We start from the raw sequence: 26,673 nt of genomic DNA, 5'->3' as shown, positions 1-26,673 counted from the left end.
TTTTTTTAGTGGAAATATCAATAACATGACTACCAAAACTGGTAGCTTTCAGGCAAAAAAAACGCCTCCGAAGAGGCGTATTCACAAAAGCGGGAGATTACTTTTTCTTCGCTTTCGGATTTGGCAGGTCGGTGATGCTACCTTCGAAGATTTCTGCCGCCAGGCCCACGGACTCGTGCAGAGTCGGGTGAGCGTGGATGGTCAGCGCGATGTCTTCAGCGTCACAACCCATTTCGATCGCCAGACCGATTTCGCCCAGCAGCTCGCCGCCGTTGGTGCCGACAATCGCACCACCGATAACACGGTGAGATTCTTTGTCGAAGATCAGTTTGGTCATACCGTCTGCGCAGTCAGAAGCGATAGCACGGCCCGAAGCAGCCCACGGGAAGGTGGCGGTTTCGTAGCTGATGCCTTTTTCTTTCGCTTCTTTCTCAGTCAGGCCAACCCATGCAACTTCTGGTTCAGTGTAGGCGATGGATGGGATAACTTTCGGATCGAAGTAGTGTTTCTTACCGGCGATAACTTCAGCCGCAACGTGACCTTCGTGAACACCTTTGTGCGCCAGCATCGGCTGACCGACGATATCGCCGATAGCAAAGATGTGCGGGACGTTGGTGCGCAGTTGTTTGTCAACGCGGATGAAGCCACGGTCATCAACTTCCACGCCAGCTTTGCCCGCATCGAGGTTTTTGCCGTTCGGTACACGACCGATAGCCACCAGCACCGCATCGTAACGCTGAGCTTCAGCAGGCGCTTTTTTGCCTTCCATGGAAACGTAGATACCGTCTTCTTTCGCTTCAACGGCGGTCACTTTGGTTTCCAGCATCAGGTTGAATTTCTTGCTGATGCGTTTGGTGAAGACTTTAACCACGTCTTTATCGGCAGCCGGGATAACCTGGTCAAACATTTCAACCACGTCGATCTCTGAACCCAGCGCATGGTACACGGTACCCATTTCCAGACCGATGATACCGCCGCCCATTACCAGCAGGCGTTTAGGAACAGTTTTCAGTTCCAGAGCATCGGTGGAATCCCACACGCGTGGGTCTTCATGCGGAATGAATGGCAGTTCGATCGGACGGGAACCCGCCGCGATGATCGCGTTGTCGAAGTTGATCACGGTTTTGCCGTTTTCGCCTTCAACTTCCAGGGTGTTAGCCCCGGTAAATTTACCCAGACCGTTAACCACTTTCACTTTACGGCCTTTGGCCATACCAGCCAGACCGCCGGTCAGTTGAGTGATAACTTTTTCTTTCCAGGTACGAATCTTGTCGATATCGGTTTTCGGCTCGCCAAAAACGATACCGTGTTCAGCCAGCGCTTTGGCTTCTTCGATAACTTTTGCTACGTGCAGCAGCGCTTTAGAAGGGATACAGCCGACGTTCAGACAAACACCACCGAGGGTGCTGTAACGTTCTACGATGACGGTCTCCAGACCTAAATCTGCGCAACGGAAGGCAGCAGAGTAACCTGCAGGGCCTGCCCCAAGTACCACGACCTGAGTTTTGATTTCAGTGCTCATCATGACCTCTTAATTTATACCCGTCGTCCACCGGGTCGTTCTATCCGCCCGTATTTTACAAAATTGTTAACAATTTTGAAACAACAAACGGCAACCGATTTGTCTTTCGCACAATAACCTCACTGACTTCATGAGATTACCAGAAAAAAGCCGGCCGTCGGGCCGGCTTTTTCGCTTACATCACCAGGCGGCGAATGTCAGACAGCATGTTGTTGATGATGGTGATAAAGCGCGCACCATCCGCACCGTCGATTACGCGGTGGTCGAAGGAGAGCGAAATCGGCATCATCAGACGCGGCATAAACTCTTTACCGTTCCACACTGGCTCCATAGAGGACTTGGAGACACCGAGGATAGCCACTTCCGGCGCGTTCACAATCGGCGCGAAGTGGGTAGTACCCAGGCCACCGATGCTGGAGATGGTGAAGCAACCGCCCTGCATTTCGCCAGCGGTCAGCTTGCCATCACGCGCTTTCTTGGAGATGGTGGTCAGTTCACGAGACAGCTCGGTAATGCTCTTCTTGTTCACGTCTTTGAAGACCGGAACAACCAGACCATTCGGCGTATCCACCGCAACACCGATGTTGATGTATTTTTTCAGGGTCAGGCGCTGACCGTCTTCAGACAGGGAGCTGTTGAAGCGTGGCATCTGTTCCAGAGCGGCGGCAACGGCTTTCATGATGAAGACCACTGGGGTGAATTTCACGTCCAGTTTACGTTTTTCAGCTTCCGCGTTCTGCTGTTTACGGAACGCTTCCAGATCGGTGATATCAGTTTTGTCGAAGTGCGTAACGTGCGGGATCATCACCCAGTTACGGCTCAGGTTAGCACCAGAGATTTTCTGGATACGGCCCAGTTCCACTTCTTCGATTTCACCAAACTTGCTGAAGTCCACTTTCGGCCAGGGCAGCATGCCCGGGATACCGCCACCAGCAGCAGCCGGAGCAGACTCGGCGCGTTTGATAGCGTCTTTCACGTAAGCCTGAACGTCTTCACGCAGGATACGACCTTTACGGCCAGAACCTTTCACTTTCGCCAGGTTCACACCGAATTCGCGCGCCAGGCGACGAATCAGCGGCGTTGCATGAACGTAAGCGTCGTTCTCAGCAAACTCAGATTTGCCTTCCGCTTTCGCTGCTGGCGCCGCGGCTGGTTTAGCAGCCTGAGCCGGTGCAGCGGCCGGAGCCGGAGCTGCGGCTTGCGCAGGAGCGGCAGCAGGCGCTGCGCCTTCAACTTCGAAGACCATAATCAGAGAACCGGTTTTGACTTTGTCGCCGGTGCTGATTTTGATTTCTTTCACGGTGCCCGCGAACGGTGCCGGAACTTCCATAGAGGCTTTGTCACCTTCTACGGTGATCAGTGACTGCTCAGCGGCAATTTTATCGCCCACTTTAACCATCACTTCAGTGACTTCAACTTCGTCACCGCCGATATCCGGTACGTTAACTTCTTTCGAGCCAGAAGCTGCCGGAGCCGCCGCTGCTGCTGGAGCTGCCGCTTGAGCCGGTGCTGCAGCAGGCGCTGCGCCCGCAACTTCGAAGACCATAATCAGCGAGCCGGTAGACACTTTGTCGCCGGTGTTGATTTTGATCTCTTTAACAGTACCTGCGAACGGCGCCGGAACTTCCATAGAGGCTTTGTCGCCTTCTACGGTGATCAGAGACTGTTCAGCTGCAACGGTGTCGCCGACTTTAACCATGACCTCGGTAACTTCAACTTCGTCACCACCGATGTCCGGTACGTGTACTTCTTTCGCTGCTGAGGCGGCAGGTGCTGCTGCCGGAGCTGCTTCTTTCTTCTCTTCTGCCGGAGCAGGTGCAGCGGCTGCTGCACCATCGGCGGAATCGAAAATCATGATCAGTTTGCCGGTCTCAGTTTTGTCGCCAACAGAGACTTTGATCTCTTTAACGATACCAGCCTGAGGAGACGGAACTTCCATAGAGGCTTTGTCGCCTTCTACGGTGATCAGCGACTGTTCAGCTTCAACTTTGTCGCCCACTTTGACCAGGATCTCGGTGATTTCAACTTCATCAGCCCCGATGTCCGGTACATTGATTTCGATAGCCATTATTCTTTTACCTCTTACGCCAGACGCGGGTTAACTTTATCTGCATCGATGTTGAATTTGATGATTGCGTCTGCAACCACTTTCTTATCGATTTCGCCACGTTTAGCCAGTTCGCCCAGGGCCGCTACAACCACGTAGGAAGCATCAACTTCGAAGTGGTGACGCAGGTTTTCACGGCTGTCAGAGCGACCGAAACCGTCAGTACCCAGTACGCGATAATCATCAGCCGGTACATAAGTACGAACCTGTTCGGCAAACAGTTTCATATAGTCAGTAGATGCTACTGCCGGAGCGTCGTTCATCACCTGAGCGATGTACGGAACGCGCGGAGTTTCCATCGGGTGCAGCATGTTCCAGCGCTCACAATCCTGGCCATCACGCGCCAGTTCAGTGAAGGAAGTTACGCTGTAAACGTCAGAGCCTACACCGTAGTCGTTCGCCAGAATCTGTGCTGCTTCACGCACGTGACGCAGGATAGAACCGGAGCCCAGCAGCTGAACTTTACCTTTCTTACCTTCGAGGGTTTCGAGTTTGTAGATACCTTTACGGATACCTTCCTCGGCACCTGCTGGCATTGCCGGCATGTGGTAGTTTTCGTTCAGCGTGGTGATGTAGTAGTAAACGTTCTCTTGTTTCTCACCGTACATACGCTCCAGACCATCGTGCATGATGACCGCAACTTCGTACGCGTAAGACGGATCGTAAGAGATACAGTTCGGGATAGTCAGAGACTGAATATGGCTGTGACCATCTTCGTGCTGCAGACCTTCGCCGTTCAGCGTAGTACGACCTGAAGTACCCCCTACCAGGAAGCCGCGAGCCTGTTGGTCGCCAGCCTGCCAGCACAGGTCGCCGATACGCTGGAACCCGAACATGGAGTAGTAGATGTAGAACGGAATCATCGGCAGATCGTTGGTGCTGTAAGAGGTCGCAGCAGCCAGCCAGGATGCGCCAGCACCCAGTTCGTTGATACCTTCCTGCAGGATCTGACCTTTCTCGTCTTCTTTATAGTAAGCAACCTGCTCACGGTCCTGCGGGGTGTACTGCTGACCGTTCGGGCTGTAGATACCGATCTGACGGAACAGACCTTCCATACCGAAAGTACGCGCTTCGTCAGCGATGATCGGAACCAGACGATCTTTGATCGACTTGTTCTTCAGCATCACGTTCAGGGCACGAACGAAAGCGATAGTGGTGGAGATTTCTTTGTTCTGCTCTTCCAGCAGCGCACCGAAGTCTTCCAGAGCTGGCAGTTCCAGCTTCTCGGTGAAGTTCGGCTGACGAGCAGGCAGGTAGCCGTGCAGTTTCTGACGCTGAGCGTGCAGATAAGTGTGCTCTTCAGAACCTTCCGGGAAGGTGATGTAAGACAGGTTTTCAACCTGCTCGTCGGTCACAGGAACGTTGAAACGGTCGCGGATATAACGCACGCCGTCCATGTTCATTTTCTTAACCTGGTGAGCGATGTTTTTACCTTCAGCGGTGTCACCCATGCCGTAACCTTTAATGGTATGGGCGAGGATTACAGTTGCTTTGCCTTTGGTTTCCTGCGCTTTTTTCAGTGCAGCGTAAACTTTCTTCGGATCGTGACCACCGCGGTTCAGAGACCAAATCTGCTCATCAGTCCAGTCAGCAACCAGGGCTGCAGTTTCCGGGTATTTACCGAAGAAGTGCTCACGTACGTATGCGCCATCTTTGGATTTGAAGGTCTGGTAGTCGCCGTCAACAGTTTCGTTCATCAGCTGGATCAGTTTACCGCTGGTGTCTTTACGCAGCAGCTCATCCCAACGACCGCCCCACATGACTTTGATAACGTTCCAGCCAGCACCCGCGAAGATGCCTTCCAGTTCGTTAACAATCTTGCCGTTACCGGTTACCGGGCCGTCAAGACGCTGCAGGTTACAGTTGATAACAAAGACCAGGTTGTCCAGTTTTTCACGGGTCGCGATGGTGATAGCGCCCTTAGATTCTGGCTCATCCATCTCGCCGTCGCCCAGGAAGGCGTAAACGGTTTGTTTAGAGGTATCTTTCAGGCCACGGTGTTCCAGATATTTCAGGAACTTAGCCTGGTAGATGGCACCGATTGGGCCCAGACCCATAGATACGGTCGGGAACTGCCAGAATTCCGGCATCAGTTTCGGGTGCGGGTAGGAAGACAGGCCTTTGCCATGTACTTCCTGACGGAAGTTGTTCATCTGCTCTTCAGTCAGACGACCTTCCAGGAATGCGCGTGCGTAGATGCCCGGAGAGATGTGGCCCTGGAAGTACACCAGATCGCCGCCATCTTGCTCGTTGCGTGCACGGAAGAAGTGGTTGAAGCAAACATCATATACCGTTGCGGAGGACTGGAAGGATGCCATGTGGCCACCCAGCTCGAGGTCCTTTTTAGACGCGCGCAGTACGGTCATGATGGCGTTCCAACGGATAGCAGAACGAATACGACGTTCCAGCTCCAGATTGCCCGGGTATTCCGGTTCATCTTCAACGGCAATAGTGTTTACATAATTGCTGGCCCCTGCACCTGCCGCTACTTTCACGCCGCCTTTGCGGGCTTCTGAAAGCAGTTGGTCGATCAGATACTGAGCACGCTCAACACCTTCTTCACGGATGACCGATTCGATCGCCTGTAGCCAGTCGCGAGTTTCGATCGGATCCACGTCATTTGGGAAACGTTCTGACATGGGGGTATTCCTTATCTATCTAATACGTTGAGTTATCTGGAACCTGTCCCATTACGTTCTCGTCAGAGAGCGTAATAAGACAGGTTCTGCGTTTAGTTGCCGCGCACTTTATATGGCGCTTGATTTACAACATCTTCTGGTTAACGTTCTGCCAGAAAAATCACTAATTCTTTCGTTGCTCCAGGCGGCGTAAGGCGCGTTCACGACGACTTTCCTCACGGCTTCTGTCCAGCAGAATCTCTTCGATAAAGGCCAGGTGACGATGAGACGCTTCACGCGCTTCTTCAGGCTTCCCGGCGATGATTGCTTCAAAGATACGGGTACGATGACTGCTTACCAGCGGCAGCATCTCGCGACGCGCATACAGCAATTCGAAGTTTTGCCGAACGTTCTGGGCCAACATCGGCTCCATACACCTTAGCAAATGGAGCAGCACTACATTGTGTGCCGCTTCGGTGACAGCAATTTGATACTGAAGTACCGCATCAGATTCGCCGTCAAGATCGCCGGACTGTTGCGCAAGCTCGATCGCATGGTGGAGTTCACGGATACGCGTTTTGTCTTCATCCGTGCTGCGCAGTGCAGCGTAATAAGCTGCAATACCTTCCAACGCATGGCGCGTTTCAAGCAGGTCAAACTGGGATTCAGGATGGTCGGAGAGCAGCTCTACCAGTGGGTCGCTAAAGCTCTGCCACAGGCTGCTCTGAACAAAAGTGCCACCGCCCTGACGACGAAGCAGTAACCCCTTCGCTTCAAGGCGTTGGATCGCCTCGCGTAAGGAGGGGCGGGAGACGTCGAACTGTTTTGCCAGCTCGCGTTCCGGTGGGAGTTTTTCTCCGGGGCGAAGTGTCCCCTCAAGAATTAAAAACTCCAGCTGCTGCTCAATCACATCGGAGAGTTTTGGTTGGCGGATTTTGCTGTAGGCCATGATTTCCTGTCTTAAGCCATTTGCCCGGAGTCAATTGGTCTTACCAATTTCATGTTCTTGACGCTAAAGTAACAAAGTATTCACCTTCTGTCCATACAGGTTTTGATTGAAATCAGTAAAGGGGGCATATTTTAACAACATTACAGAAATAACGTTTCAAACATGTAACTATGCACAAATGTTAAATTTACCCACCACGGGGTAGTTTTAACGGAATTGAAACGAAATATTATCTCATCTGAACCGATTCACCTGCTTATTTATCGACGTATCAACCACAATTAATGAATAGAAATTCAAAACGGAAATTTTGTGGTAGATAAACTCGTATTTACAAATGGTTTCTTTTTATTCAACTCGTCATCTTCCCCGCACAAAGCAGGTGCATTCGCGCTCGCATATCATTATTCTGATCAAGACAAAAGTCTTAAGGCAACATTTTATCTAAAGCATCTGTAAACTAATTAATACAACAAACGGAATTGCAAACTTACACACGCATTACTGCGTAGTTCACAAAATAAGTACTCGAAATATGAAGAGTAAAACCACACACGAGGTTTAATGATGGAAAGTCAACAGCATGGCGATCAGCTCAAGCGCGGTCTTAAGAACCGCCATATACAGCTAATCGCACTGGGTGGCGCGATTGGTACCGGGTTATTCCTCGGTAGCGCATCCGTTATCCAGTCTGCAGGACCGGGTATTATTCTGGGTTACGCTATTGCCGGCTTTATCGCCTTTTTGATTATGCGTCAGTTAGGTGAAATGGTGGTTGAAGAGCCGGTTGCAGGCTCCTTTAGCCACTTTGCTTATAAATACTGGGGCGGTTTCGCAGGCTTCTCTTCTGGCTGGAACTATTGGGTTCTGTACGTGCTGGTTGCCATGGCTGAACTGACAGCCGTGGGTAAATATATCCAATTCTGGTATCCAGAGATCCCAACCTGGGTTTCTGCGGCGGCCTTCTTCGTGCTGATCAACGCCATCAACCTGACCAACGTGAAAGTGTTTGGCGAAATGGAGTTCTGGTTTGCCATTATTAAAGTCATTGCCGTGGTTGCGATGATCCTGTTCGGCGGCTGGTTGCTGTTTAGCGGCAACGGCGGTCCGCAGGCCAGCGTCAGTAACCTGTGGGACCAGGGGGGCTTCCTACCGCATGGATTCACCGGTCTGGTGATGATGATGGCTATTATTATGTTCTCTTTCGGTGGGCTGGAGCTGGTCGGGATCACCGCGGCAGAAGCCGATAACCCGGAGCAAAGCATTCCCAAAGCAACCAACCAGGTTATCTACCGTATCCTGATTTTCTATGTAGGTTCGCTGGCGGTTCTGCTTTCCCTGATGCCGTGGACGCGCGTCACGGCTGATACCAGCCCGTTTGTCCTTATTTTCCACGAGCTGGGCGACACCTTTGTTGCTAATGCCCTGAACATCGTAGTGTTGACCGCCGCCCTTTCTGTCTATAACAGCTGCGTATACTGCAACAGCCGTATGCTGTTCGGTCTGGCACAACAAGGCAATGCGCCAAAAGCGCTGATGAACGTCGACAAACGCGGCGTACCAGTAAACACCATTCTGGTCTCCGCACTGGTTACGGCGCTGTGCGTACTGATCAACTATCTGGCGCCGGAATCCGCCTTTGGCCTGCTGATGGCGCTGGTGGTTTCCGCACTGGTGATCAACTGGGCAATGATCAGCCTGGCGCACATGAAGTTCCGCAAAGCCAAACAGCAGCAGGGCGTTACCACACGCTTCCCGGCGCTGCTTTATCCGCTGGGTAACTGGGTGTGCCTGATTTTCATGGCTGCGGTGTTGGTGATTATGCTGATGACGCCGGGTATGGCGATTTCGGTATACTTAATTCCGGTATGGATTGCCATTCTTGGCATCGGCTACCTGTGCAAGCAGAAAACCGCTGGCGCGGTTAAAGCGCATTAATTCTCCCTCCCCCACCTGCATCGGGTGGGGGTTGTTACCTGCCTCACACTTTCCCACTCACGACTGTTTAGTCCATATCAGTGGCGTTATCCTGCAACGCAAAAACAACGGTACCAGACAATAATTCTCTCCATATCTCATTAATGGAGTGCAGTTGATGGAAACCAGTAAGCTCACGGTGAAAGAAAAGATCGGCTATGGAATGGGCGACGCCGGATGCAACATCATATTTGGCGCCATCATGTTGTTTGTTAACTATTTTTATACAGATATTTTTGGTCTGGCGCCTGCCCTGGTCGGCGTATTACTGCTCTCAGTACGCGTTATCGATGCCGTTACTGACCCTATAATGGGCGCGATGGCCGACCGTACCCGCAGCAAATATGGTCGATTTCGTCCATGGCTTTTGTGGATGGCTTTCCCTTACGCATTATTCAGCGTACTTATGTTTACCACCCCTGAGTGGACATATAACAGCAAAGTTATCTATGCGTTCGTCACTTACTTCCTGCTCTCTATCACCTATACGGCAATCAACATTCCTTACTGCTCGCTCGGCAGCGTCATCACCAACGATCCAAAGGAACGCGTCGCCTGCCAGTCATATCGCTTTGTATTGGTCGGTATTGCAACCCTGCTGCTGTCCCTCACCCTATTGCCCATGGCGGACTGGTTTGGTGGAGAAGACAAAGCCAAAGGCTATCAGATGGCGATGGCGGTCCTTGCCTTCATCGGTATGTGTATGTTCCTGTTTTGCTTTGCAACTGTGCGTGAGCGCGTCCGTCCTGCGGTCCCGACTAACGACGACTTAAAAGCAGACCTGAAGGACGTGTGGAAGAACGATCAGTGGGTAAAAATTCTGCTGTTAACCTTGTGCAACGTCTGTCCGGGCTTTATTCGCATGGCCGCCACTATGTACTACGTGACCTGGGTTATGCAGCAAAGCACGCAGTTTGCCACGTTGTTTATCAGCCTTGGCGTTGTCGGCATGATGATCGGCAGCATGCTGGCAAAGGTGTTAACCGATCGCTGGTGCAAACTGAAAGTCTTCTTCTGGACCAATATCATCCTGGCGATTTTCTCCGGCGCATTTTACTTCTTCGATCCAAAAGCCACCATGATGATTATGGTGCTCTACTTCCTGCTCAACATTCTGCATCAGATCCCTTCCCCACTGCACTGGTCGCTGATGGCGGATGTCGATGACTACGGCGAGTGGAAAACCGGTAAACGCATCACCGGAATCAGCTTTTCCGGCAACCTGTTCTTCCTGAAACTGGGCCTGGCGATTGCCGGAGCGATGGTTGGCTTCCTGCTCTCCTGGTACGGCTACGACGCAGGGGCGAAAGTGCAAAGCGACTCCGCCATTAACGGTATTATGCTGCTGTTTACCATCATACCTGGCGTAGGCTACCTGATTACCGCAGGCGTGGTTCGTCTGCTGAAAGTTGATCGCGAGTTTATGCAGCAAATCCAGGCAGATTTAGAAAAGCGTCGCGCCAACTACCGTGAACTGAATGAATACCACGATATAAAAACGACTGAAACCGTAAGGAAAGCCTAATGAATCAGTGGCCTAATCCCTTTATTGAACAACGTGCCGACCCGTTTATTTTACGTGACGGTAGCCACTACTATTTCATTGCTTCAGTGCCCGAATACGATCGACTGGAGCTCCGTCGCGCTGACACGCTGGAAGGGCTGCGCACCGCCGTCCCGGTTGTCGTCTGGCGCAAACCAGAAAGCGGCCCCATGAGCCAACTCATCTGGGCGCCTGAGATCCATCATCTGGCTGGTAAATGGTACATCTATTTTGCCGCCACCCACACACAGGTGCTCGACAAGCTGGGGATGTTCCAGCACCGTATGTTTGCGCTCGAATGTGCGGACACCGATCCGCTGGCAGGCAAGTGGACAGAGAAAGGCCAGATTAAGACACAGTTTGATACCTTTGCGCTTGATGCCACCACCTTTCATCACCAGGGAAAACAGTGGTATCTGTGGGCGCAAAAATCTCCCGATATCGCCGGCAACTCCAATATCTATCTCGCTGAGCTGGAAAATCCATGGACGATTAAAGGCGATCCGGTCATGCTCAGCCATCCAGAGTATGACTGGGAATGCCGGGGTTTTTGGGTCAACGAAGGTCCGGCTGTCATGGTTCACGGCGACAAGCTGTTTATCAGCTATTCGGCCAGCGCCACCGATGAGAACTACTGTATGGGATTATTGTGGATTGACCTCAACGCCGATCCGTTCAACCCGCAGAACTGGCACAAATCACCACGCCCGGTCTTTTCCACCAGCTACGAAAACCGCCAGTACGGACCGGGACACAACAGCTTTACGCAAACGCCGGAAGGTGAGGATGTGCTGGTGTACCACGCGAGAAATTACACCGAAATTGAAGGCGATCCGTTGTACGATCCAAACCGCCACACTCGCCTGAAGCTCGTGCGCTGGGACGAAAACGGGATGCCTGATTTTGGCGTGCCGCCAGCGGATACGTATTGAGTCATTGCGCCGTTATCCGGCCTACATATGCGCCAGGCCGGATAAGGCGGTTATGCCGCTATCCGGCAACAATCGCTAGATCAGTGTTCCATAAATTGTCAGCAGCGCAATGACCACCACCACCACAAACGAAGTCTTCTTCGCCATTGAAACAGCCGCTTTTGGCGTTTCGACTTTATCGGTATGGGGTTCGCGCGCCAAAGAAAACTGCGCCAGGCGCGTAAGTACCTGGTATTGCGAAGTATGTAGATCGGCAAGCGATGCAAACCAGGCCGGCAGCGCTTTCTCGCCGTGTCCCAGCAGCGCATAGACTACGCCCGCCAGACGCACCGGGATCCAGTCCAGCACATGCAGGATCGCATCAATACCCGATTGCAAACGCTGGTGCGGGGTCTGATAGCGCGCCAGCCAGGACTGCCAGGCACGTAAAAAGGCGTAACCCACCAGCGTTACCGGTCCCCACGGGCCACCGACAATCAGCCAGAATAACGGCGCCAGATAAAAGCGAAAGTTGTTCCATAACAGCGCGTTCTGCAGTTCGCGCAGGAACTCACGCTCATCACAGTCCGGCGGAACACCATGGATAAGCGTCAGCTCGCTGGCCATCGCCTCACGGGCGTGAGCGTCATCGCGAGCCGCCGCGTTCAGATAGGCATGATAATGAAGACGCGTTTTGCCAGCCCCAATACACAGCAAGCCAATTAAGATCCACACCACCAGCAAGGGCACGTTAAACAGCAGTCCATGAAGTGCGCGCAGCAACAGAAACGTCACCCCCATCGCAATCAGGGCCATGCCTACGGTACGCATCATTGAGAAATGCTTCACCCGGCGGAAAAATGCTTCAACCCGGTGATCAAGCTGCCAGTGCTCACCCAGCTTAAACAGGCGTTCAACAATCAACACCAGTAATGTTGTAAACAGCGTCATGTCATCTCCTTTTGCGACGAGGGGGTGACCAGGGCGCGAAACCTTGCCCAGTCAAAAGAGGGCCCGGGATCGGTCTTACGCTCGGGCGCAATATTGCAATGTCCTGTCATATTGTTAGCAATAGCCGGATAACGCGTAATCAGGGCATTGGTCACGGCTGCAAGTTGCTGGTACTGCGCATCGGTATAGGCCAGCGTATCCGTCCCTTCCAGCTCAATACCAATTGAAAAATCATTACAGCGTTCGCGCCCTTGATAGTTCGACACGCCAGCATGCCAGGCGCGTTTATCAAAGGGGACATACTGCACGATTTCACCATCACGGCGAATTAAACAATGGGCCGACACGCGCAGATGGGCGATCCCGGCAAAATAAGGATGGGCATTAGGATCAATCGTGCCGGTAAACAGCGCATCAATCCACGGTCCGCCAAACTCGCCGGGCGGCAGGCTGATATTATGCACCACCAGCAGAGAAGGGTTTTCGTCATCCGGGCGGCAATCGTAATGAGGAGAGGGTACGCGTCGCGCCTCTGCCAGCCAGCCCTCGTCTAACAACATGCAGAATCTCCTTATTGGTGGTGCTCATATCAGGTTCAGGGTAGCATGTTTCCACCTTATGATTCGTTAGCAATTTGGAGTTTTATCATGCCGCCTCGCCGCTATAACCCTGACTATCGACGTGACGCGCTGTTGGAACGCATAAATCTGGATATCCCTGCCGCTGTAGCTCAGGCGCTGCGTGAAGATTTAGGCGGAGAAGTTGATGCCAATAACGATATCACCGCACAGCTTTTGCCCGAAGATATGCGCTCCCACGCCACCGTGATCACCCGCGAAGATGGCGTTTTTTGTGGAAAACGCTGGGTGGAGGAAGTCTTTATTCAACTGGCTGGCGATGATGTCAACATCACCTGGCATGTTGAAGATGGCGACAGCATCAAGGCCAATCAGCCGCTGTTTGAACTGGACGGCCCTTCCCGCGTGCTGCTGACCGGCGAACGTACCGCGCTTAATTTTGTGCAGACCCTTTCAGGTGTGGCGAGCGAAGTGCGTAAATACGTCGACCTGCTGGCGGGAACAAAAACCCAGTTGCTGGACACGCGTAAAACCCTGCCTGGGCTGCGCACCGCCCTGAAATACGCCGTATTGTGCGGCGGCGGCGCGAATCATCGCCTGGGGCTTTCTGACGCTTTCCTGATTAAAGAAAACCACATTATTGCTTCTGGCTCAGTACGTCAGGCCGTTGAAAAAGCCTTCTGGCTGCACCCGGATGTGCCGGTTGAAGTCGAAGTGGAAAGCCTGGATGAACTTGATGACGCGCTGAAAGCCGGGGCCGACATCATCATGCTCGATAATTTCGAAACTGACCAAATGCGTGAAGCGGTCAAACGCACCAACGGCCAGGCGCGTCTGGAAGTGTCGGGTAACGTCACCTATGAAACGCTGCGCGAATTTGCCGAAACCGGCGTGGATTTCATCTCTGTTGGCGCACTGACCAAGCATGTTCGCGCACTCGATCTCTCGATGCGTTTTCGCTAAATACTGATGGTTTAGCCCGGTAGTGATTTCGCTTATCGGGCCATTCTGCATGCCGGAGAAGGCGTTTTCGCCGCTATCCGGCAGTTTCTTCGAGCCTCTTCGCAAATACGTTGTTTGATTCTGTAATCTCGTAAAGATCCTCGGAACCCGCCTTCCCATTCTGTTTTTTGCCTCTCGCCGTGACCCCGACCGTTTGCCAAAGTAGCGCCAGCTAACTCAAGGAGCGAACGATGGACAAGCAACGCGGCTTCACGCTTATCGAACTCATGGTGGTCATTGGCATTATTGCCATCCTTAGCGCCATCGGCATTCCGGCCTATCAAAACTATCTGCGCAAAGCTGCGCTGACAGACATGCTGCAAACCTTTGTTCCCTATCGCACGGCGGTTGAGCTTTGTGCGCTGGAGCATGGCGGAACAGCAACCTGCGATGCCGGAACGAATGGCATCCCTTCTCCAGCCACTACCCGTTATGTCTCCGCCATGAGCGTTGAAAAAGGGGTGGTCAGCCTCAGCGGACAAGAAAGTCTGAACGGACTAACCATCACCATGACGCCAGGTTGGGACAATGCCAACGGCATTACTGGCTGGAGTCGTAACTGCGTCATCCTGAATGACAGCGCACTGCAACAAGCCTGTGAAGACGTTTTCCGTTTCGACACCAATTAAGGAAAAGAGATGAATACCACCCAACTTACGGCACTGTGCCAACGTTATCAGGGAATATTACTGGATGCAGACAATGAAGTGGTGCACATCGCCGTCGTGGATGCCCCGTCCCACGAACTTCTGGACGCGCTGCATTTTGCCACCACCCGACGTATAGACATTGTCTGCTGGACGCGTCAGCAAATGGAAGGCCACACGCATACGCCGCGGAACATGCTCCCGGCTGTAGTCACCAAAAGCAGCGCCAGCGCAGCAGACCTGCTGAATCAGACGTTTCATTCTGCTCTGGTGCAACGGGCTTCTGATATTCATATTGAGCCAGCGGAAAATCACTACCGAATCAGATTACGTGTAGATGGCGTACTGCATGCTTTACCGGAAGTCACAACTGAGATGGGCATCGCTATCACTGCAAGACTAAAAGTTTTAGGCAGTCTGGATATTGCCGAGCACAGACTTGCGCAAGACGGACAATTTACCGTTGAGATTTCTGGAGAGCCTGTCTCGTTTCGCATCGCCACCCTGCCCTGTCGCTATGGCGAAAAAGTAGTGCTGCGGCTACTGCATCAGGTCGATCAAACGCTGGAGATCGCCGCGCTAGGAATGCAGGACGCGCAACTGGGCGCATTTTCGCACGCGTTACAGCAGCCTCAGGGGTTGATTCTGGTCACCGGACCGACCGGGAGCGGTAAAACAGTCACGCTGTACAGTGCGCTGCAAACCCGAAACACCCCGGATATGAATCTTTGTAGCGTAGAAGATCCGGTAGAAATCCCGATCGCAGGTCTTAACCAGACGCAAATTCATCCTCGCGCCGGTCTCACTTTTCAGGGCGTATTACGCGCGCTGCTGCGCCAGGATCCCGACATTATCATGGTGGGTGAAATCCGCGATGGCGAAACGGCTGAAATAGCCCTAAAAGCCGCACAAACCGGTCATTTGGTTCTATCAACACTGCACACTAACTCCACCACTGAAACGCTGATACGCCTGCAGCAAATGGGGGTCGCACGCTGGATGATCGCCTCCGCGCTGACGCTCGTCATTGCGCAGCGGTTGGTGAGAAAATTGTGTCCCCATTGCCGACAACGGCTGGAAACGCCGATCGCGCTCCCGGAAGCGATATGGCCTGCGCCACTGCCACATTGGCAGGCCACTGGCTGTGAACATTGCTATCAAGGATTTTATGGTCGTACGGCATTGTTTGAAGTACTCCCCGTTACGCCGGCATTGCGCCAGAGCATCGCCAACGGTACGTCCGCAGAAGAAGTGGAGTCAGATGCAAAGCAATTGGGGATGAGTACGCTTTTCGAAACTGGTTGCCAGGCAGTCGAACAAGGGTTAACGACATTTGAAGAGCTGATACGCGTACTGGGCATGCCTCATGTCAGCTAAACAGCTTTGGCGCTGGCAAGGCATTAACAACGAAGGTCAACCGCTGGAAGGTGTATTGTGGGCCGATACCCGCCCCTCATTAATGCTTGCTCTCGAGCAACAGCGTATTACACCGCTACGTATAAACCGTATGCGCGTCAAAACCTCACACTGGAGCCGTGAACGAAGCGCCGAAACCATACACCAACTGGCAACATTACTAAAAGCCGGGTTAACGCTCTCGGCAGGCCTAACCCTGCTGGCTGAACAGCATCCCAGCCGTCAGTGGCAGGCGCTACTGCGCACGCTGGCTCACGATATGGAGCAGGGCATTTCTCTCTCCACCTCTCTGTCGCAATGGCACCACGTTTTTCCGCCTCTTTATCAGGCAATGATCCGCACCGGAGAGCTTACGGGGAAGCTGGACGACTGTTGCTTTGAACTCGCCCGTCAGCAGAAGAATCAACAGCAACTTGCCGATAAAGTAAAAAAAGCCCTGCGCTATCCGATTATCATTATCACGATGGCGGTAATGGTCGTGTTTGCGATGCTGCAATTTGTACTCCCTGAGTTTGCCGCCATTTACCGGACGTTTAACACTCCGCTACCAGCGCTCACTCAGTGGATTATTGCCATCGCGCACTTTAGCGGCCAATGGGGAGGGCTGATCGGAGCATTCAGCCTGGTCGCGGTTGCTGTATATTATTTGATAAAGCAGAAACCGTACTGGCTTATTCTGCGCCAGACATTACTGCTCGGTCTGCCGGTTATAGGGCCGATGGTGAGAGGCCAAAAACTCACGCAGATCTTCACCGTGCTGGCGTTAACGCAAAATGCAGGAATTCCCTTTTTGCAGGGTCTTGAGAGCGTGACTGAAACGCTGGACAACCCTTTCTGGTCACAGCGCTTAGCGCGGGCACACCACGACATCAGCGCCGGAAAACCGGTCTGGTTAGCGCTTAAAAATTGCGGTGAATTCAGCCCATTGTGTATACAACTGGTCAGAACAGGTGAAGCTTCCGGCTCACTGGATGCAATGTTGCGCAATCTCGCACATCACCACGGCGAGAAAACGTTGTCTCAGGCGGAGAATCTGGCCGCGCTGCTTGAGCCTGCGTTGCTGGTCATTACGGGGCTTATCATCGGTACGCTGGTCGTCGCGATGTATTTACCGATTTTCCATTTGGGAGATGCGATGAGCGGGGTGGGATAGATTCAAATGCCTGATGGCGGCGTAACGCCATCAGGCATTTCACAGAACGACCTGTTTTTACAGGCTATTGAAAACGCGGTTTTCTTGTTCCTGTACGCGAATAAACGTTGTACGTTTGGTCAGTTCTTTCAGACGAGAAGCACCAACATAGGTACAGGCAGAACGCAGGCCGCCGAGGATATCACGCGCGGTATTATCAACCGGGCCACGCAGAGGCAGCTTAACGGTTTTACCTTCCGCTGCACGGTATTGCGCAACACCACCAACGTGACGCGTCATGGCTGATTCAGAGCTCATTCCGTAGAACAGCATGAATTTCTCACCGTTCTCTTCGACAATTTTGCCGCCGCTTTCTTCATGACCGGCCAGCATGCCGCCGAGCATCACGAAGTCCGCGCCGCCGCCAAACGCTTTTGCCACGTCACCCGGCATTGTGCAGCCGCCGTCGCTGACAATCATGCCGCCCAGACCGTGGGCTGCATCGGCACATTCAATAACCGCAGAAAGCTGTGGATAGCCAACGCCGGTTTTTACACGCGTGGTACATACAGAACCCGGGCCGATGCCGACTTTAACAATGTCCGCGCCGGAAAGTACCAGCTCTTCACACATTTCGCCGGTGACCACATTGCCCGCACAAATTGTTTTTGTCGGCCATGCTTCACGCGCTTTCGACACAAACTGAACAAAATGCTCTGAGTAGCCATTTGCCACGTCAATGCAGATAAAGTTCAGCGCTGGGTTAAGCGCCAGAATCTGTTTGGTTTTTTCGAAATCTGCGTCAGAGGTACCGGTTGAAACCATCACGTGTTTGAGCACATCGGCAGAACTCTGCGCGATAAAGGCAGCCCAGTCTTCAACAGAATAGTGTTTGTGCACAGCGGTCAGGATGTCGAAGGATGCCAGTGCCGTTGCCATAGCAAACGTCCCGACAGTGTCCATGTTCGCCGCAATAATGGGGACGCCGGACCAGGTCTGACCTGAATGCTTAAAGGTAAATTGACGCTCCAGCTCAACATCGGAACGGCTTTTGAGAGTAGAACGCTTAGGGCGGATAAGAACGTCTTTGAAACCTAACTTCAGATCTTCTTCGATACGCATGTGCGGATTCCTGGGGTTAATGGCGAAAAATCGAAACTCACAACTCCAGTGACGCTATCATACGCACTAATCAATGCCGCGCAAGACTGCGAAATTCTCTTTTTTTACGCTACAATCCCATAAATTTACCTGGCGAATAGTAGGTTAATCCTGCAACAGCCTCGCCTTCGCACGCTTAACTTTTAACTGTTTGATAATCAAACTTAAACTCCAGGATCTGCATCTATGAGGTATACGGTAGCCTTAACCGGCGGCATTGGCAGTGGTAAAAGTACCGTTGCAAATGCGTTCGCTGACCTCGGAATAAACGTCATTGATGCAGATATTATTGCGCGCCAGGTGGTTGAACCCGGTACACCTGCCCTTAAGGCGATCGAAGAACATTTTGGTTCCGAGGTTATAGCCGCGGACGGATCGTTGCAGCGGCGCATTTTACGCGAACGCATTTTTTCCAATCCTGAGGAGAAAAGCTGGCTAAATGCCCTGCTTCATCCGCTTATTCAGCAGGAAACGCAGCGCCAGTTTCAGCAAGCGACCTCCCCTTATCTGTTGTGGGTTGTACCGTTGCTGGTAGAAAATTCGCTGTATAAAAAAGCCAACCGTGTACTCGTGGTGGATGTTACCCCCGAGACACAGCTCAGACGCACGATGCAGCGCGATGACGTCACGCGTGAGCATGTTGAACAAATTCTTGCTGCCCAGGCAACGCGTGAAGCGCGTCTGGCCGTGGCAGACGATGTTATTGATAATAATGGCGCACCGGAAGCCATCGCCTCGGATGTCGCCCGCCTGCACGCGCTCTATTTGCAATGCGCGTTGCAGTTTGTCTCACAGGAAAAACCGTAATGCACACCCAGGTCCTTTTTGAACACCCTCTCAATGAGAAGATGCGTACATGGCTGCGCATTGAGTTTTTAATCCAACAGCTCTCCGTTAATTTACCTATTACAGACCATGCAGGCGCACTGCATTTTTTCCGCAACATCGGCGATTTACTGGATGTCTTTGAACGCGGTGAAGTCCGCACCGAACTCCTCAAAGAGTTAGAGCGACAACAGCGAAAACTCCAGGCCTGGGTTGAAGTTCCCGGCGTAGATCAAAGCAGGATCGACGCATTGCGCCAGCAGTTAAAAAGCGCGGGCAGCGTTCTGATTTCGGCCCCGCGTATTGGACAGACACTACGCGAAGATCGTCTGATTGGCCTCGTGCGTCAGCGTTTAAGCATTCCTGGCGGGTGCTGTAGTTTCGATTTGCCAACCCTGCATATTTGGTTGCATTTACCACAGCCGCAACGCGACGCGCAGGTTGAAGCCTGGCTTGCCAGCCTGAATCCGCTCAATCAGGCGCTAGCACTGGTGCTGGATTTGATTCGCAACTCTGCGCCGTTCCGTAAGCAAACCAGCCTGAATGGTTTTTACCAGGACAACGGCGAAGATGCCGATCTGCTGCGCTTGCAGCTGCCGCTTGATTCGCAGCTTTATCCGCAAATTTCTGGTCATAAGAGCCGTTTTGCCATTCGCTTTATGCCGCTGGATAGCGAAAATGGCCAGGTGCCTGAGCGTCTCGATTTTGAGCTGGCGTGCTGTTAAGGAGTCAACATGTCTGAACAAACTATCGTCAACTGCCCAACCTGTGGCAAACCCGTGATATGGGCTGAAGTCAGTCCGTTTCGCCCATTCTGCAGCAAACGCTGCCAGTTAATCGATCTGGGTGAGTGGGCCGCGGAAGAGAAACGCATCCCAAGCTCTGGCGATCTGTCGGAAAGCGATGACTGGAGTGAAGAGCAGAAGTAATTGCGCTAAAACGGTTGGCCGGGCAAGCATTGCGCCCCGTTAATAATTTACCGGATGCGGCGTTGCCTTATCCGGCCTACGAACACCATTAGCCAGCAATCAGCTTTTCAATGACCGGCGCATTCGCCGGCGGAAAATCTTCCGCATTTAGAGCAGCTTGCGCAATCCACTGCGCTGGTTGCCCCTCTTTTCCCCATGGTTCGCCTTCCCAGCTTTCAACCAGCCAGAACCACAGAGTGATATGCCGGTCCGGAAACTGATAATCCAGCTTTTCGAACAGCGAGCTATGGGTCGGCGTAATGCCCACTTCTTCCTGTAACTCGCGAATCAGCGCCTGCTCTGGCGTTTCACCCGCTTCAATTTTTCCGCCGGGAAACTCCAGCTTATTTGCCATGTGGGCATCAGCCGCACGCTGAGTTATGAAAATTTCATGGTGCTGATTACGAATAATCCCGACGGCGATCTGCAATATTTTCATCTTCATCGTCCATAAAAAAGGCGCAGAATTCTGCGCCTTTTCAGTAAGTTATTTTATTAGCTCAGACGGCCATGGCACTGTTTATACTTTTTGCCAGAACCGCAAGGACACGGATCGTTACGACCCACTTTACGATCGCCGGTTTGTGCTGCCAGCTCTTCTGCCGCGGCAGAATCGTCACCTTTATGGCTCAACTGCTGCATCTGCGCTAAACGTTCAGCTTCTTCACGACGCTGCTGCTCCATCGCTTCTACTTCTTCAGGCATACGTACCTGAACTTTGCTCAGGGTGCTGATCACTTCGTACTTCAGTGATTCCAGCATTGATGCAAACATAGAGAAGGATTCACGCTTGTATTCCTGCTTCGGATCTTTTTGCGCATAACCACGCAGGTGAATACCCTGACGCAGGTAGTCCATCGCCGCAAGGTGCTCTTTCCACAGAGAGTCGAGAGTTTGCAGCATCACGCCTTTTTCGAAGTGACGCATCATCTCCGCGCCCACAACTTCTTCCTTACGCTGATAAACTTCGATAGCGTTTGCCAGAATACGTTCACGCAGCGTTTCTTCATGCAGCTCAGGCTCTTTATCCAGCCATTCTGAAATCGGCATGTCCAGATCGAAGTCGTTTTTCAGACGTTCCTGCAGACCCGGGATATCCCACATTTCTTCCAGAGACTGCGGCGGAATATAGGCATCAATCGTCGCTTTGAAGACATCTTCACGGATGCTGTTGATGGTCTCGCTAACGTCAGTTACGTCCAGCAGTTCGTTACGCTGGGTGTAGATTGCACGGCGCTGGTCGTTGGCAACGTCATCATATTCCAGCAGTTGCTTACGAATATCGAAGTTGCGGCTTTCCACTTTACGCTGCGCGTTTGCAATCGCTTTAGTTACCCACGGGTGTTCAATCGCTTCACCTGGCTTCATGCCCAGTTTACGCATCATGCCGGACACGCGGTCAGAGGCAAAAATACGCATCAGCGCATCTTCCATCGACAGATAGAAACGGGAAGAACCCGCATCACCCTGACGACCCGAACGACCACGCAGCTGGTTATCGATACGACGAGATTCGTGGCGCTCAGTACCGATAATATGTAAACCACCGGCGGCTAACACCGCATCATGGCGAACCTGCCACTCTGCTTTGATCTGCGCAATTTGTTCCGGAGTCGGGTTTTCCAGCTCGGCAACTTCCGCCTGCCAGCTACCGCCCAGCACGATATCGGTACCACGACCCGCCATGTTCGTCGCGATAGTCACGGCTGACGGATAACCCGCCTGAGCAACGATATCCGCTTCGCTGGCGTGGAACTTAGCGTTCAGGACGTTGTGCTTGATACCGGCTTTAGTTAATTCGTTAGAGACCACTTCCGATTTTTCAATGGAGATAGTACCCACCAGCACCGGCTGGCCATTTGCGGTACGTTCTTTAATATCTTCAATGATCGCCTGAATTTTTTCCGCTTCGGTCATGTACACCAGATCCGGTAAATCCTTACGGATCATCGGACGGTTGGTCGGCACAACCACGGTATCCAGTTTGTAGATGGAACTGAATTCAAAGGCTTCAGTGTCTGCTGTACCAGTCATACCGGCCAGTTTTTCGTACAAACGGAAGTAGTTCTGGAAGGTAATAGATGCCAGCGTCTGGTTCTCATTCTGGATATCTACGCCTTCTTTGGCTTCAACGGCCTGGTGCAGACCATCGGACCAGCGACGGCCCTGCATGGTACGACCGGTGTGTTCGTCGACGATGATCACTTCACCGTCTTTCACGATGTAGTCAACGTCGCGGGTAAACAGTACGTGTGCGCGCAGCGCGGCAGTCACGTGGTGCATCAGCATAATGTTGCCCGGAGAGTACAGCGACTCGCCTTCATCCATAATGCCTTCGTTAACCAACAGTTCTTCAATCAGCACCAAACCACGTTCAGTCAGGTTAACCTGGCGCGCTTTCTCATCAACGGAGAAGTGGCCCTCACCCTGGAACGTGTCGGAATCTTCCTTCTCCTGACGAATCAGGTGCGGGATGATTTTGTTCACTTTTTTATACATTTCCGAGCTGTCTTCAGCCGGACCGGAAATGATCAGCGGTGTACGCGCTTCATCGATCAGGATGGAGTCGACTTCATCGACCAGCGCATAGTGCAGTTTTCGCTGAACGCGCTCTTCCGGGCTAAACGCCATGTTGTCGCGCAGGTAGTCAAAGCCGTATTCGTTGTTGGTACCGTAAGTAATATCGGCATTGTAGGCTTCACGCTTGGCTGGCGCAGGCAGGCCAGACATGTTGATACCCACGGTCATGCCGAGGAATTCAAACAGCGGGCGGTTATTTTCGGCGTCACGCTGAGCGAGGTAGTCGTTCACGGTAACCACGTGTACGCCCTTCCCGCTTAATGCGTTCAGGTAGGCAGGCAGCGTGGCGGTCAGGGTTTTACCTTCACCTGTACGCATTTCCGCGATGCAGCGATCGTTCAGGACCATACCGCCCAGCAGCTGAACGTCGAAGTGGCGCATGCCGAACACACGCTTACTCGCTTCGCGGACCACCGCAAATGCTTCCGGGATCAGGCTCTCAACGCTGGCGCCTTTTTCCAGACGGGCGCGGAATTCAGCGGTCTTCGCTTTCAGCTCATCATCGGAGAGTTTTTCCATCTCCGGTTCCATTGCGTTGATGACATTGACCACTTTGCGCATACGACGCAGCGTACGCTCGTTACGGCTACCGAATACTTTTGTTAATAATTTGATTAGCATAATAAAATCTCAAACGCCCCGCATTGCGGAGTCAAAAATTAAAAGTTGGAAGGTTCTTTTTTAGCTGAGGCGTTGAGGGCCAGCGCGGATTCCCTGCAGCTGACTGATCCAGACCGGAACGCTAAACGCGGCCTGAGAGGTAAAATGGGCGTATGTCACGCGACTCACGGTCGCGGGCGGTCTGCCTTCTTGCGTCAGCATCGCGCTGAGCGTATTCAGTAACGCAAGATGGTGCGCCTGGATTGGCAACGGCTCTTCGGCAACGGGTAGCGCCTGAGGGGCCATAGCAAAAGAAAGATGGCGAATAACCGTACGAATAGCATGCTGATGCCAGTAGTCGACGGTAAAATTCGGGCGGCGATTGGTCGCTTCCAGCAAAGCAAGCTGGTTAAAGTTAACTTTCGCGCCTTGATCGTGATTGCTGGCGGTCGCCTTCGCAGGGGTATTTGGTTCAGCAGCATTACCGAGCGCGGGCAGGCCAAAACTAGCCGCGACCATCCCCAACAGGAGATGCGGCCAGAAGTACCGTCTGCCTAACTGTCGCCAGCGCGTCAGTATTCCACTCACGTTATTGCCACCTGATATACCCTGCGTTTGGGGTTACAAATGCAAAACCATTTTTGCGCACAAATATTACCATTAATGCGTTCGCACCACAGCAGTAATGACGCAAGTCGCGGGTAAATATGCTTAAGAAAGCAGCGATCGAACGGTATTTTAATCTACCTGTGGGAAAAGTCGCTTCAGAGAAGGTGGTTTGCAATCGGAAGATAAAAAAAACGACTGGCTCACCTGGCCGGAGAGAGTGCCAGATTAACCAGTCGAATTTATGCGACAGGTATACACTTCATCTTTCAAGCTGCCTCTTTGTTGGCTGCTTTCTCTCACCCCAGTCACGTACTAGTGTACGCTCCTGCGGATTCGTTCAGTTGCCGCCTTGATGCAACTTGAATGATTTTGTGTATAGTTATTATGCCAGTACGGTCGAAGGTGCTTTGAACGCCAGCGGCAGTTCTGCATCGTCCTGAAAGGTCACATATTCCCAGGCTTCCTGTTTTGCCAGGACCGCCTGCAACAGTTTGTTATTCAATGCATGACCGGATTTATACGCGGTAAATGCACCAATAATGTTATGACCACACATGAACAAGTCACCAATCGCGTCGAGCATTTTGTGACGAACGAATTCGTCTTCAAAACGCAGGCCGTCTTCGTTCAATACGCGATAATCGTCAACAACGATGGCACAATCGAAGCTGCCGCCCAAGCACAGGCCGCGGGACTGCAGATATTCGATATCACGCATGAAGCCGAAAGTACGCGCGCGGCTGATCTGGCGCATGAACGCATCCGCAGAGAAGTTCATCGCGTAGCGCTGCGTGCTGGAGTCGATTGCCGGATGGTTAAAGTCGATGGTGAAATCCAACGTGAAACCATTGTATGGCTTAAACTCAGCCCACTTATCGCCATCTTCGACACGAACGGTCTCTTTGATGCGAACAAATTTTTTGGCGCTGCTCAGTTCTTCAATACCTGCATCAAGCAGCAGATAAACGAACGGAGCGGCACTGCCATCCATAATCGGGATTTCCGGGGCGTTAACTTCAATAACGATGTTATCGATACCTAAGCCCGCCAGAGCAGCATTAAGGTGCTCTACGGTTGAAATCCGCACATCATGCTCATTGACCAGACACGTACAGAGCATGGTATCACGCACAGATTTGGCATCGGCCGGGAAATCTACCGGAGGATTCAAGTCGGTGCGACGATAGATGACCCCGGTGTTGGCCGGCGCAGGGCGTAATGTCAGGGTGACTTTTTTGCCGGTATGTAAACCGACGCCAGTCGCCTGAACGATACGTTTAAGAGTCCTTTGTTTGATCATCGTATAATCTCGCCAAATTACCTATCCAACCGAAGTGTACTATACATTCGGTGGGCCAGTTTAGCACAAAGAGCCACAATTCCCAAATTCCAGCTAATTCTTAATCAGCTTGCTTACGCAGGAATGCTGGGATATCCAGATAATCCGGCTCTTTCGTGGTTTGCGGCGTATTGTCGTTAACCACTTTCGCTACCGGTTTCTGCTCTTGCGTCAACGGCGCCATACCGTGCTGCTGGTAACGATCCATTACCGGCTGCTGTACCTGCTTGTTGGTCACCAGAGTGATTTCAGGACGCTTGTCCATACCAATTCCAGTCGCCACAACGGTCACGCGCAGTTCGTCGTTCATATCCGGATCCAGAGAGGTACCGATAACCACAGTCGCGTTATCCGATGCAAATGCACGGATCGTGTTACCCACGGTTTCAAACTCATCCAGACGCAGGTCGAAGCCCGCAGTAATGTTGACCAGCACACCACGCGCGCCGGACAGATCGATGTCTTCCAGCAGCGGAGAAGAGATAGCCATTTCAGCCGCTTCTTCTGCACGGTCTTCACCGCTTGCCACGCCGGAGCCCATCATCGCGTAGCCCATTTCGGACATCACGGTGCGCACGTCTGCAAAGTCGACGTTCATCAGACCCGGACGAGTAATCAGTTCAGCGATACCCTGAACCGCGCCTTTCAGCACGTCGTTCGCTGCGCCAAACGCATCCAGCAGGGAGATACCGCGACCCAGCACTTTCAGCAGCTTGTCGTTCGGGATAGTGATCAGAGAGTCCACATGTTTGGACAGCTCGGTGATACCCTGCTCTGCGAATGCCATACGCTTCTTGCCTTCAAAGTTGAAAGGCTTAGTCACGACGGCAACGGTCAGGATACCTAAATCTTTTGCTACTTCAGCCACCACTGGCGCTGCACCGGTACCGGTACCGCCACCCATGCCAGCTGCGATGAACACCATGTCTGCGCCGTCAAGCGCTGCACGCAGAGCTTCACGATCTTCGTCTGCCGCATTACGACCGACTTCCGGGTTTGCACCCGCGCCCAGACCTTTGGTGATGCCGCTACCAATCTGAATGGTCTGTCCAACCGCCGTTTTACGCAACGCCTGAGCGTCGGTATTCACAGCGAAGAATTCAACACCTTCGATGCGCTCACGCACCATGTGTTCAACGGCATTACCGCCGCCGCCGCCGACGCCGATGACTTTAATCACCGCGTCATTGGTAAGTTCCATAGGTTCAAACATAGTTTCTCTCTCCGTTGTGCCTGTC

The 26,673-nt window shown here is 52.5% G+C and carries 22 protein-coding genes; 10 read left to right on the top strand and 12 right to left on the bottom strand.

The features are described from left to right. Positions 1–97: 97 nt before the first annotated feature. The 4 genes from lpdA to pdhR all read right to left on the bottom strand — a co-directional run bounded on the left by lpdA (position 98) and on the right by pdhR (position 7,196). Complete coding sequence (lpdA, locus tag OGV77_RS10710; RefSeq protein ID WP_003829486.1) at positions 98–1,522, bottom strand: dihydrolipoyl dehydrogenase; 1,425 nt, start codon at positions 1,520–1,522, stop codon at positions 98–100. Between the two features lie 175 nt (positions 1,523–1,697). Beyond that, complete coding sequence (gene aceF / locus OGV77_RS10705; protein ID WP_043018443.1) at positions 1,698–3,590, bottom strand: pyruvate dehydrogenase complex dihydrolipoyllysine-residue acetyltransferase; 1,893 nt, start codon at positions 3,588–3,590, stop codon at positions 1,698–1,700. Positions 3,591–3,604: 14 nt separating this feature from the next. After that, complete coding sequence (aceE, locus tag OGV77_RS10700) at positions 3,605–6,268, bottom strand: pyruvate dehydrogenase (acetyl-transferring), homodimeric type (protein ID WP_043018442.1); 2,664 nt, start codon at positions 6,266–6,268, stop codon at positions 3,605–3,607. A 163-nt stretch (positions 6,269–6,431) separates the two neighbouring features. Beyond that, positions 6,432–7,196 carry a pyruvate dehydrogenase complex transcriptional repressor PdhR gene (gene pdhR / locus OGV77_RS10695; RefSeq protein ID WP_003018699.1) on the bottom strand — a complete coding sequence of 255 codons (765 nt, stop codon included), beginning with the start codon at positions 7,194–7,196 and terminating at the stop codon, positions 6,432–6,434. A 564-nt stretch (positions 7,197–7,760) separates the two neighbouring features. On the opposite strand from pdhR, the gene aroP reads away from it, so the two are divergent. From aroP to OGV77_RS10680, 3 genes are all read left to right on the top strand, one after another. Continuing rightward, on the top strand, positions 7,761–9,134 hold the full coding sequence (gene aroP / locus OGV77_RS10690) for an aromatic amino acid transporter AroP (RefSeq protein ID WP_008786209.1): 1,374 nt from the start codon (positions 7,761–7,763) through the stop codon (positions 9,132–9,134). 157 nt (positions 9,135–9,291) lie between these two features. Next, the gene (locus OGV77_RS10685) at positions 9,292–10,698 is read left to right on the top strand and encodes a glycoside-pentoside-hexuronide (GPH):cation symporter (protein WP_047406163.1); all 1,407 of its coding nucleotides are present in this window, start codon (positions 9,292–9,294) and stop codon (positions 10,696–10,698) included. Beyond that, positions 10,698–11,648: a glycoside hydrolase family 43 protein gene (locus OGV77_RS10680; RefSeq protein ID WP_087051019.1), complete on the top strand. Its 951-nt coding sequence runs from the start codon at positions 10,698–10,700 to the stop codon at positions 11,646–11,648. The genes OGV77_RS10685 and OGV77_RS10680 overlap by 1 nt, the downstream gene beginning before the upstream one ends. A 75-nt stretch (positions 11,649–11,723) precedes the next feature. Here the strand turns inward: OGV77_RS10680 and ampE are convergent, their stop codons facing one another. Together ampE and ampD are read right to left on the bottom strand one after the other, a co-directional pair. Continuing rightward, positions 11,724–12,578: a beta-lactamase regulator AmpE gene (gene ampE, locus OGV77_RS10675; protein ID WP_043018439.1), complete on the bottom strand. Its 855-nt coding sequence runs from the start codon at positions 12,576–12,578 to the stop codon at positions 11,724–11,726. Then, complete coding sequence (gene ampD / locus OGV77_RS10670; protein WP_087051018.1) at positions 12,575–13,138, bottom strand: 1,6-anhydro-N-acetylmuramyl-L-alanine amidase AmpD; 564 nt, start codon at positions 13,136–13,138, stop codon at positions 12,575–12,577. The genes ampE and ampD overlap by 4 nt, the downstream gene beginning before the upstream one ends. 87 nt (positions 13,139–13,225) lie before the next feature. Between ampD and nadC the strand changes: the two genes are divergently transcribed. The 4 genes from nadC (at position 13,226) to hofC (ending at position 17,374) form a co-directional block, all read left to right on the top strand. Further along, the gene (gene nadC, locus OGV77_RS10665) at positions 13,226–14,119 is read left to right on the top strand and encodes a carboxylating nicotinate-nucleotide diphosphorylase (protein ID WP_075146341.1); all 894 of its coding nucleotides are present in this window, start codon (positions 13,226–13,228) and stop codon (positions 14,117–14,119) included. Positions 14,120–14,349: 230 nt separating this feature from the next. After that, positions 14,350–14,787, top strand: coding sequence for a prepilin peptidase-dependent pilin (gene ppdD, locus OGV77_RS10660; RefSeq protein ID WP_087051017.1), 438 nt, complete (start codon positions 14,350–14,352; stop codon positions 14,785–14,787). 9 nt (positions 14,788–14,796) lie between these two features. After that, positions 14,797–16,182, top strand: a complete 1,386-nt coding sequence (gene gspE / locus OGV77_RS10655) for a type II secretion system protein GspE (protein ID WP_087052180.1) — start codon at positions 14,797–14,799, stop codon at positions 16,180–16,182. Next, on the top strand, positions 16,172–17,374 hold the full coding sequence (gene hofC, locus OGV77_RS10650; RefSeq protein ID WP_087051015.1) for a protein transport protein HofC: 1,203 nt from the start codon (positions 16,172–16,174) through the stop codon (positions 17,372–17,374). The genes gspE and hofC overlap by 11 nt, the downstream gene beginning before the upstream one ends. 57 nt (positions 17,375–17,431) lie before the next feature. Here hofC and OGV77_RS10645 read toward each other — a convergent pair whose 3' ends face one another. Next, on the bottom strand, positions 17,432–18,475 hold the full coding sequence (locus tag OGV77_RS10645) for a GMP reductase (RefSeq protein ID WP_047406183.1): 1,044 nt from the start codon (positions 18,473–18,475) through the stop codon (positions 17,432–17,434). Between the two features lie 225 nt (positions 18,476–18,700). Between OGV77_RS10645 and coaE the strand changes: the two genes are divergently transcribed. Genes coaE through yacG form a run of 3 tightly spaced genes read left to right on the top strand, consistent with a single transcriptional unit; the run spans position 18,701 to position 20,268 of the window. Next, complete coding sequence (gene coaE, locus OGV77_RS10640; protein WP_043018432.1) at positions 18,701–19,321, top strand: dephospho-CoA kinase; 621 nt, start codon at positions 18,701–18,703, stop codon at positions 19,319–19,321. After that, positions 19,321–20,064 (top strand): cell division protein ZapD, encoded by a 744-nt coding sequence (gene zapD, locus OGV77_RS10635; RefSeq protein WP_087051014.1) that lies wholly within the window; start codon positions 19,321–19,323, stop codon positions 20,062–20,064. Before coaE ends, zapD begins: the two co-directional genes overlap by 1 nt. Before the next feature lie 9 nt (positions 20,065–20,073). Further along, entirely contained in the window at positions 20,074–20,268 is a 195-nt protein-coding gene (gene yacG, locus OGV77_RS10630; RefSeq protein ID WP_087051013.1) for a DNA gyrase inhibitor YacG, read from the top strand. Between the two features lie 88 nt (positions 20,269–20,356). On the opposite strand, the gene mutT is transcribed toward yacG, so the two are convergent. From mutT to ftsZ, 5 genes are all read right to left on the bottom strand, one after another. Further along, entirely contained in the window at positions 20,357–20,746 is a 390-nt protein-coding gene (mutT, locus tag OGV77_RS10625) for an 8-oxo-dGTP diphosphatase MutT (RefSeq protein WP_043018429.1), read from the bottom strand. 56 nt (positions 20,747–20,802) lie between these two features. After that, positions 20,803–23,508, bottom strand: a complete 2,706-nt coding sequence (gene secA, locus OGV77_RS10620) for a preprotein translocase subunit SecA (protein ID WP_043018428.1) — start codon at positions 23,506–23,508, stop codon at positions 20,803–20,805. Between the two features lie 60 nt (positions 23,509–23,568). Further along, the gene (gene secM / locus OGV77_RS10615) at positions 23,569–24,075 is read right to left on the bottom strand and encodes a secA translation cis-regulator SecM (RefSeq protein WP_047406191.1); all 507 of its coding nucleotides are present in this window, start codon (positions 24,073–24,075) and stop codon (positions 23,569–23,571) included. A gap of 403 nt (positions 24,076–24,478) precedes the next feature. Next, a complete protein-coding gene (lpxC, locus tag OGV77_RS10610) occupies positions 24,479–25,396 on the bottom strand; it encodes a UDP-3-O-acyl-N-acetylglucosamine deacetylase (RefSeq protein ID WP_006686706.1) in 918 nt (305 codons plus the stop codon). A gap of 100 nt (positions 25,397–25,496) precedes the next feature. Next, on the bottom strand, positions 25,497–26,648 hold the full coding sequence (ftsZ, locus tag OGV77_RS10605; RefSeq protein WP_003018753.1) for a cell division protein FtsZ: 1,152 nt from the start codon (positions 26,646–26,648) through the stop codon (positions 25,497–25,499). Positions 26,649–26,673 lie beyond the last annotated feature (25 nt).

Origin of the sequence: Citrobacter sp. Ce129 (assembly GCF_030334545.1) — a bacterium.
In the GTDB taxonomy this organism is placed as follows: domain Bacteria; phylum Pseudomonadota; class Gammaproteobacteria; order Enterobacterales; family Enterobacteriaceae; genus Citrobacter; species Citrobacter europaeus.
The sequence above is the reverse complement of the archived record's forward strand: the minus strand, read 5'-3'. Positions and strand labels throughout refer to the sequence as shown.

Coding starts and splice junctions, on each gene's coding strand:
- aceE (WP_043018442.1), bottom strand. CDS start 6,268: ATGTCAGAACGTTTCCCAAATGACGTGGATCCGATCGAAACTCGCGAC.
- OGV77_RS10680 (WP_087051019.1), top strand. CDS start 10,698: ATGAATCAGTGGCCTAATCCCTTTATTGAACAACGTGCCGACCCGTTT.
- aceF (WP_043018443.1), bottom strand. CDS start 3,590: ATGGCTATCGAAATCAATGTACCGGACATCGGGGCTGATGAAGTTGAA.
- zapD (WP_087051014.1), top strand. CDS start 19,321: ATGCACACCCAGGTCCTTTTTGAACACCCTCTCAATGAGAAGATGCGT.
- nadC (WP_075146341.1), top strand. CDS start 13,226: ATGCCGCCTCGCCGCTATAACCCTGACTATCGACGTGACGCGCTGTTG.
- aroP (WP_008786209.1), top strand. CDS start 7,761: ATGATGGAAAGTCAACAGCATGGCGATCAGCTCAAGCGCGGTCTTAAG.
- ampE (WP_043018439.1), bottom strand. CDS start 12,578: ATGACGCTGTTTACAACATTACTGGTGTTGATTGTTGAACGCCTGTTT.
- lpxC (WP_006686706.1), bottom strand. CDS start 25,396: ATGATCAAACAAAGGACTCTTAAACGTATCGTTCAGGCGACTGGCGTC.
- OGV77_RS10645 (WP_047406183.1), bottom strand. CDS start 18,475: ATGCGTATCGAAGAAGATCTGAAGTTAGGTTTCAAAGACGTTCTTATC.
- pdhR (WP_003018699.1), bottom strand. CDS start 7,196: ATGGCCTACAGCAAAATCCGCCAACCAAAACTCTCCGATGTGATTGAG.
- yacG (WP_087051013.1), top strand. CDS start 20,074: ATGTCTGAACAAACTATCGTCAACTGCCCAACCTGTGGCAAACCCGTG.
- ampD (WP_087051018.1), bottom strand. CDS start 13,138: ATGTTGTTAGACGAGGGCTGGCTGGCAGAGGCGCGACGCGTACCCTCT.
- gspE (WP_087052180.1), top strand. CDS start 14,797: ATGAATACCACCCAACTTACGGCACTGTGCCAACGTTATCAGGGAATA.
- mutT (WP_043018429.1), bottom strand. CDS start 20,746: ATGAAAATATTGCAGATCGCCGTCGGGATTATTCGTAATCAGCACCAT.
- coaE (WP_043018432.1), top strand. CDS start 18,701: ATGAGGTATACGGTAGCCTTAACCGGCGGCATTGGCAGTGGTAAAAGT.
- ppdD (WP_087051017.1), top strand. CDS start 14,350: ATGGACAAGCAACGCGGCTTCACGCTTATCGAACTCATGGTGGTCATT.
- OGV77_RS10685 (WP_047406163.1), top strand. CDS start 9,292: ATGGAAACCAGTAAGCTCACGGTGAAAGAAAAGATCGGCTATGGAATG.
- ftsZ (WP_003018753.1), bottom strand. CDS start 26,648: ATGTTTGAACCTATGGAACTTACCAATGACGCGGTGATTAAAGTCATC.
- hofC (WP_087051015.1), top strand. CDS start 16,172: ATGTCAGCTAAACAGCTTTGGCGCTGGCAAGGCATTAACAACGAAGGT.
- secA (WP_043018428.1), bottom strand. CDS start 23,508: ATGCTAATCAAATTATTAACAAAAGTATTCGGTAGCCGTAACGAGCGT.
- lpdA (WP_003829486.1), bottom strand. CDS start 1,522: ATGAGCACTGAAATCAAAACTCAGGTCGTGGTACTTGGGGCAGGCCCT.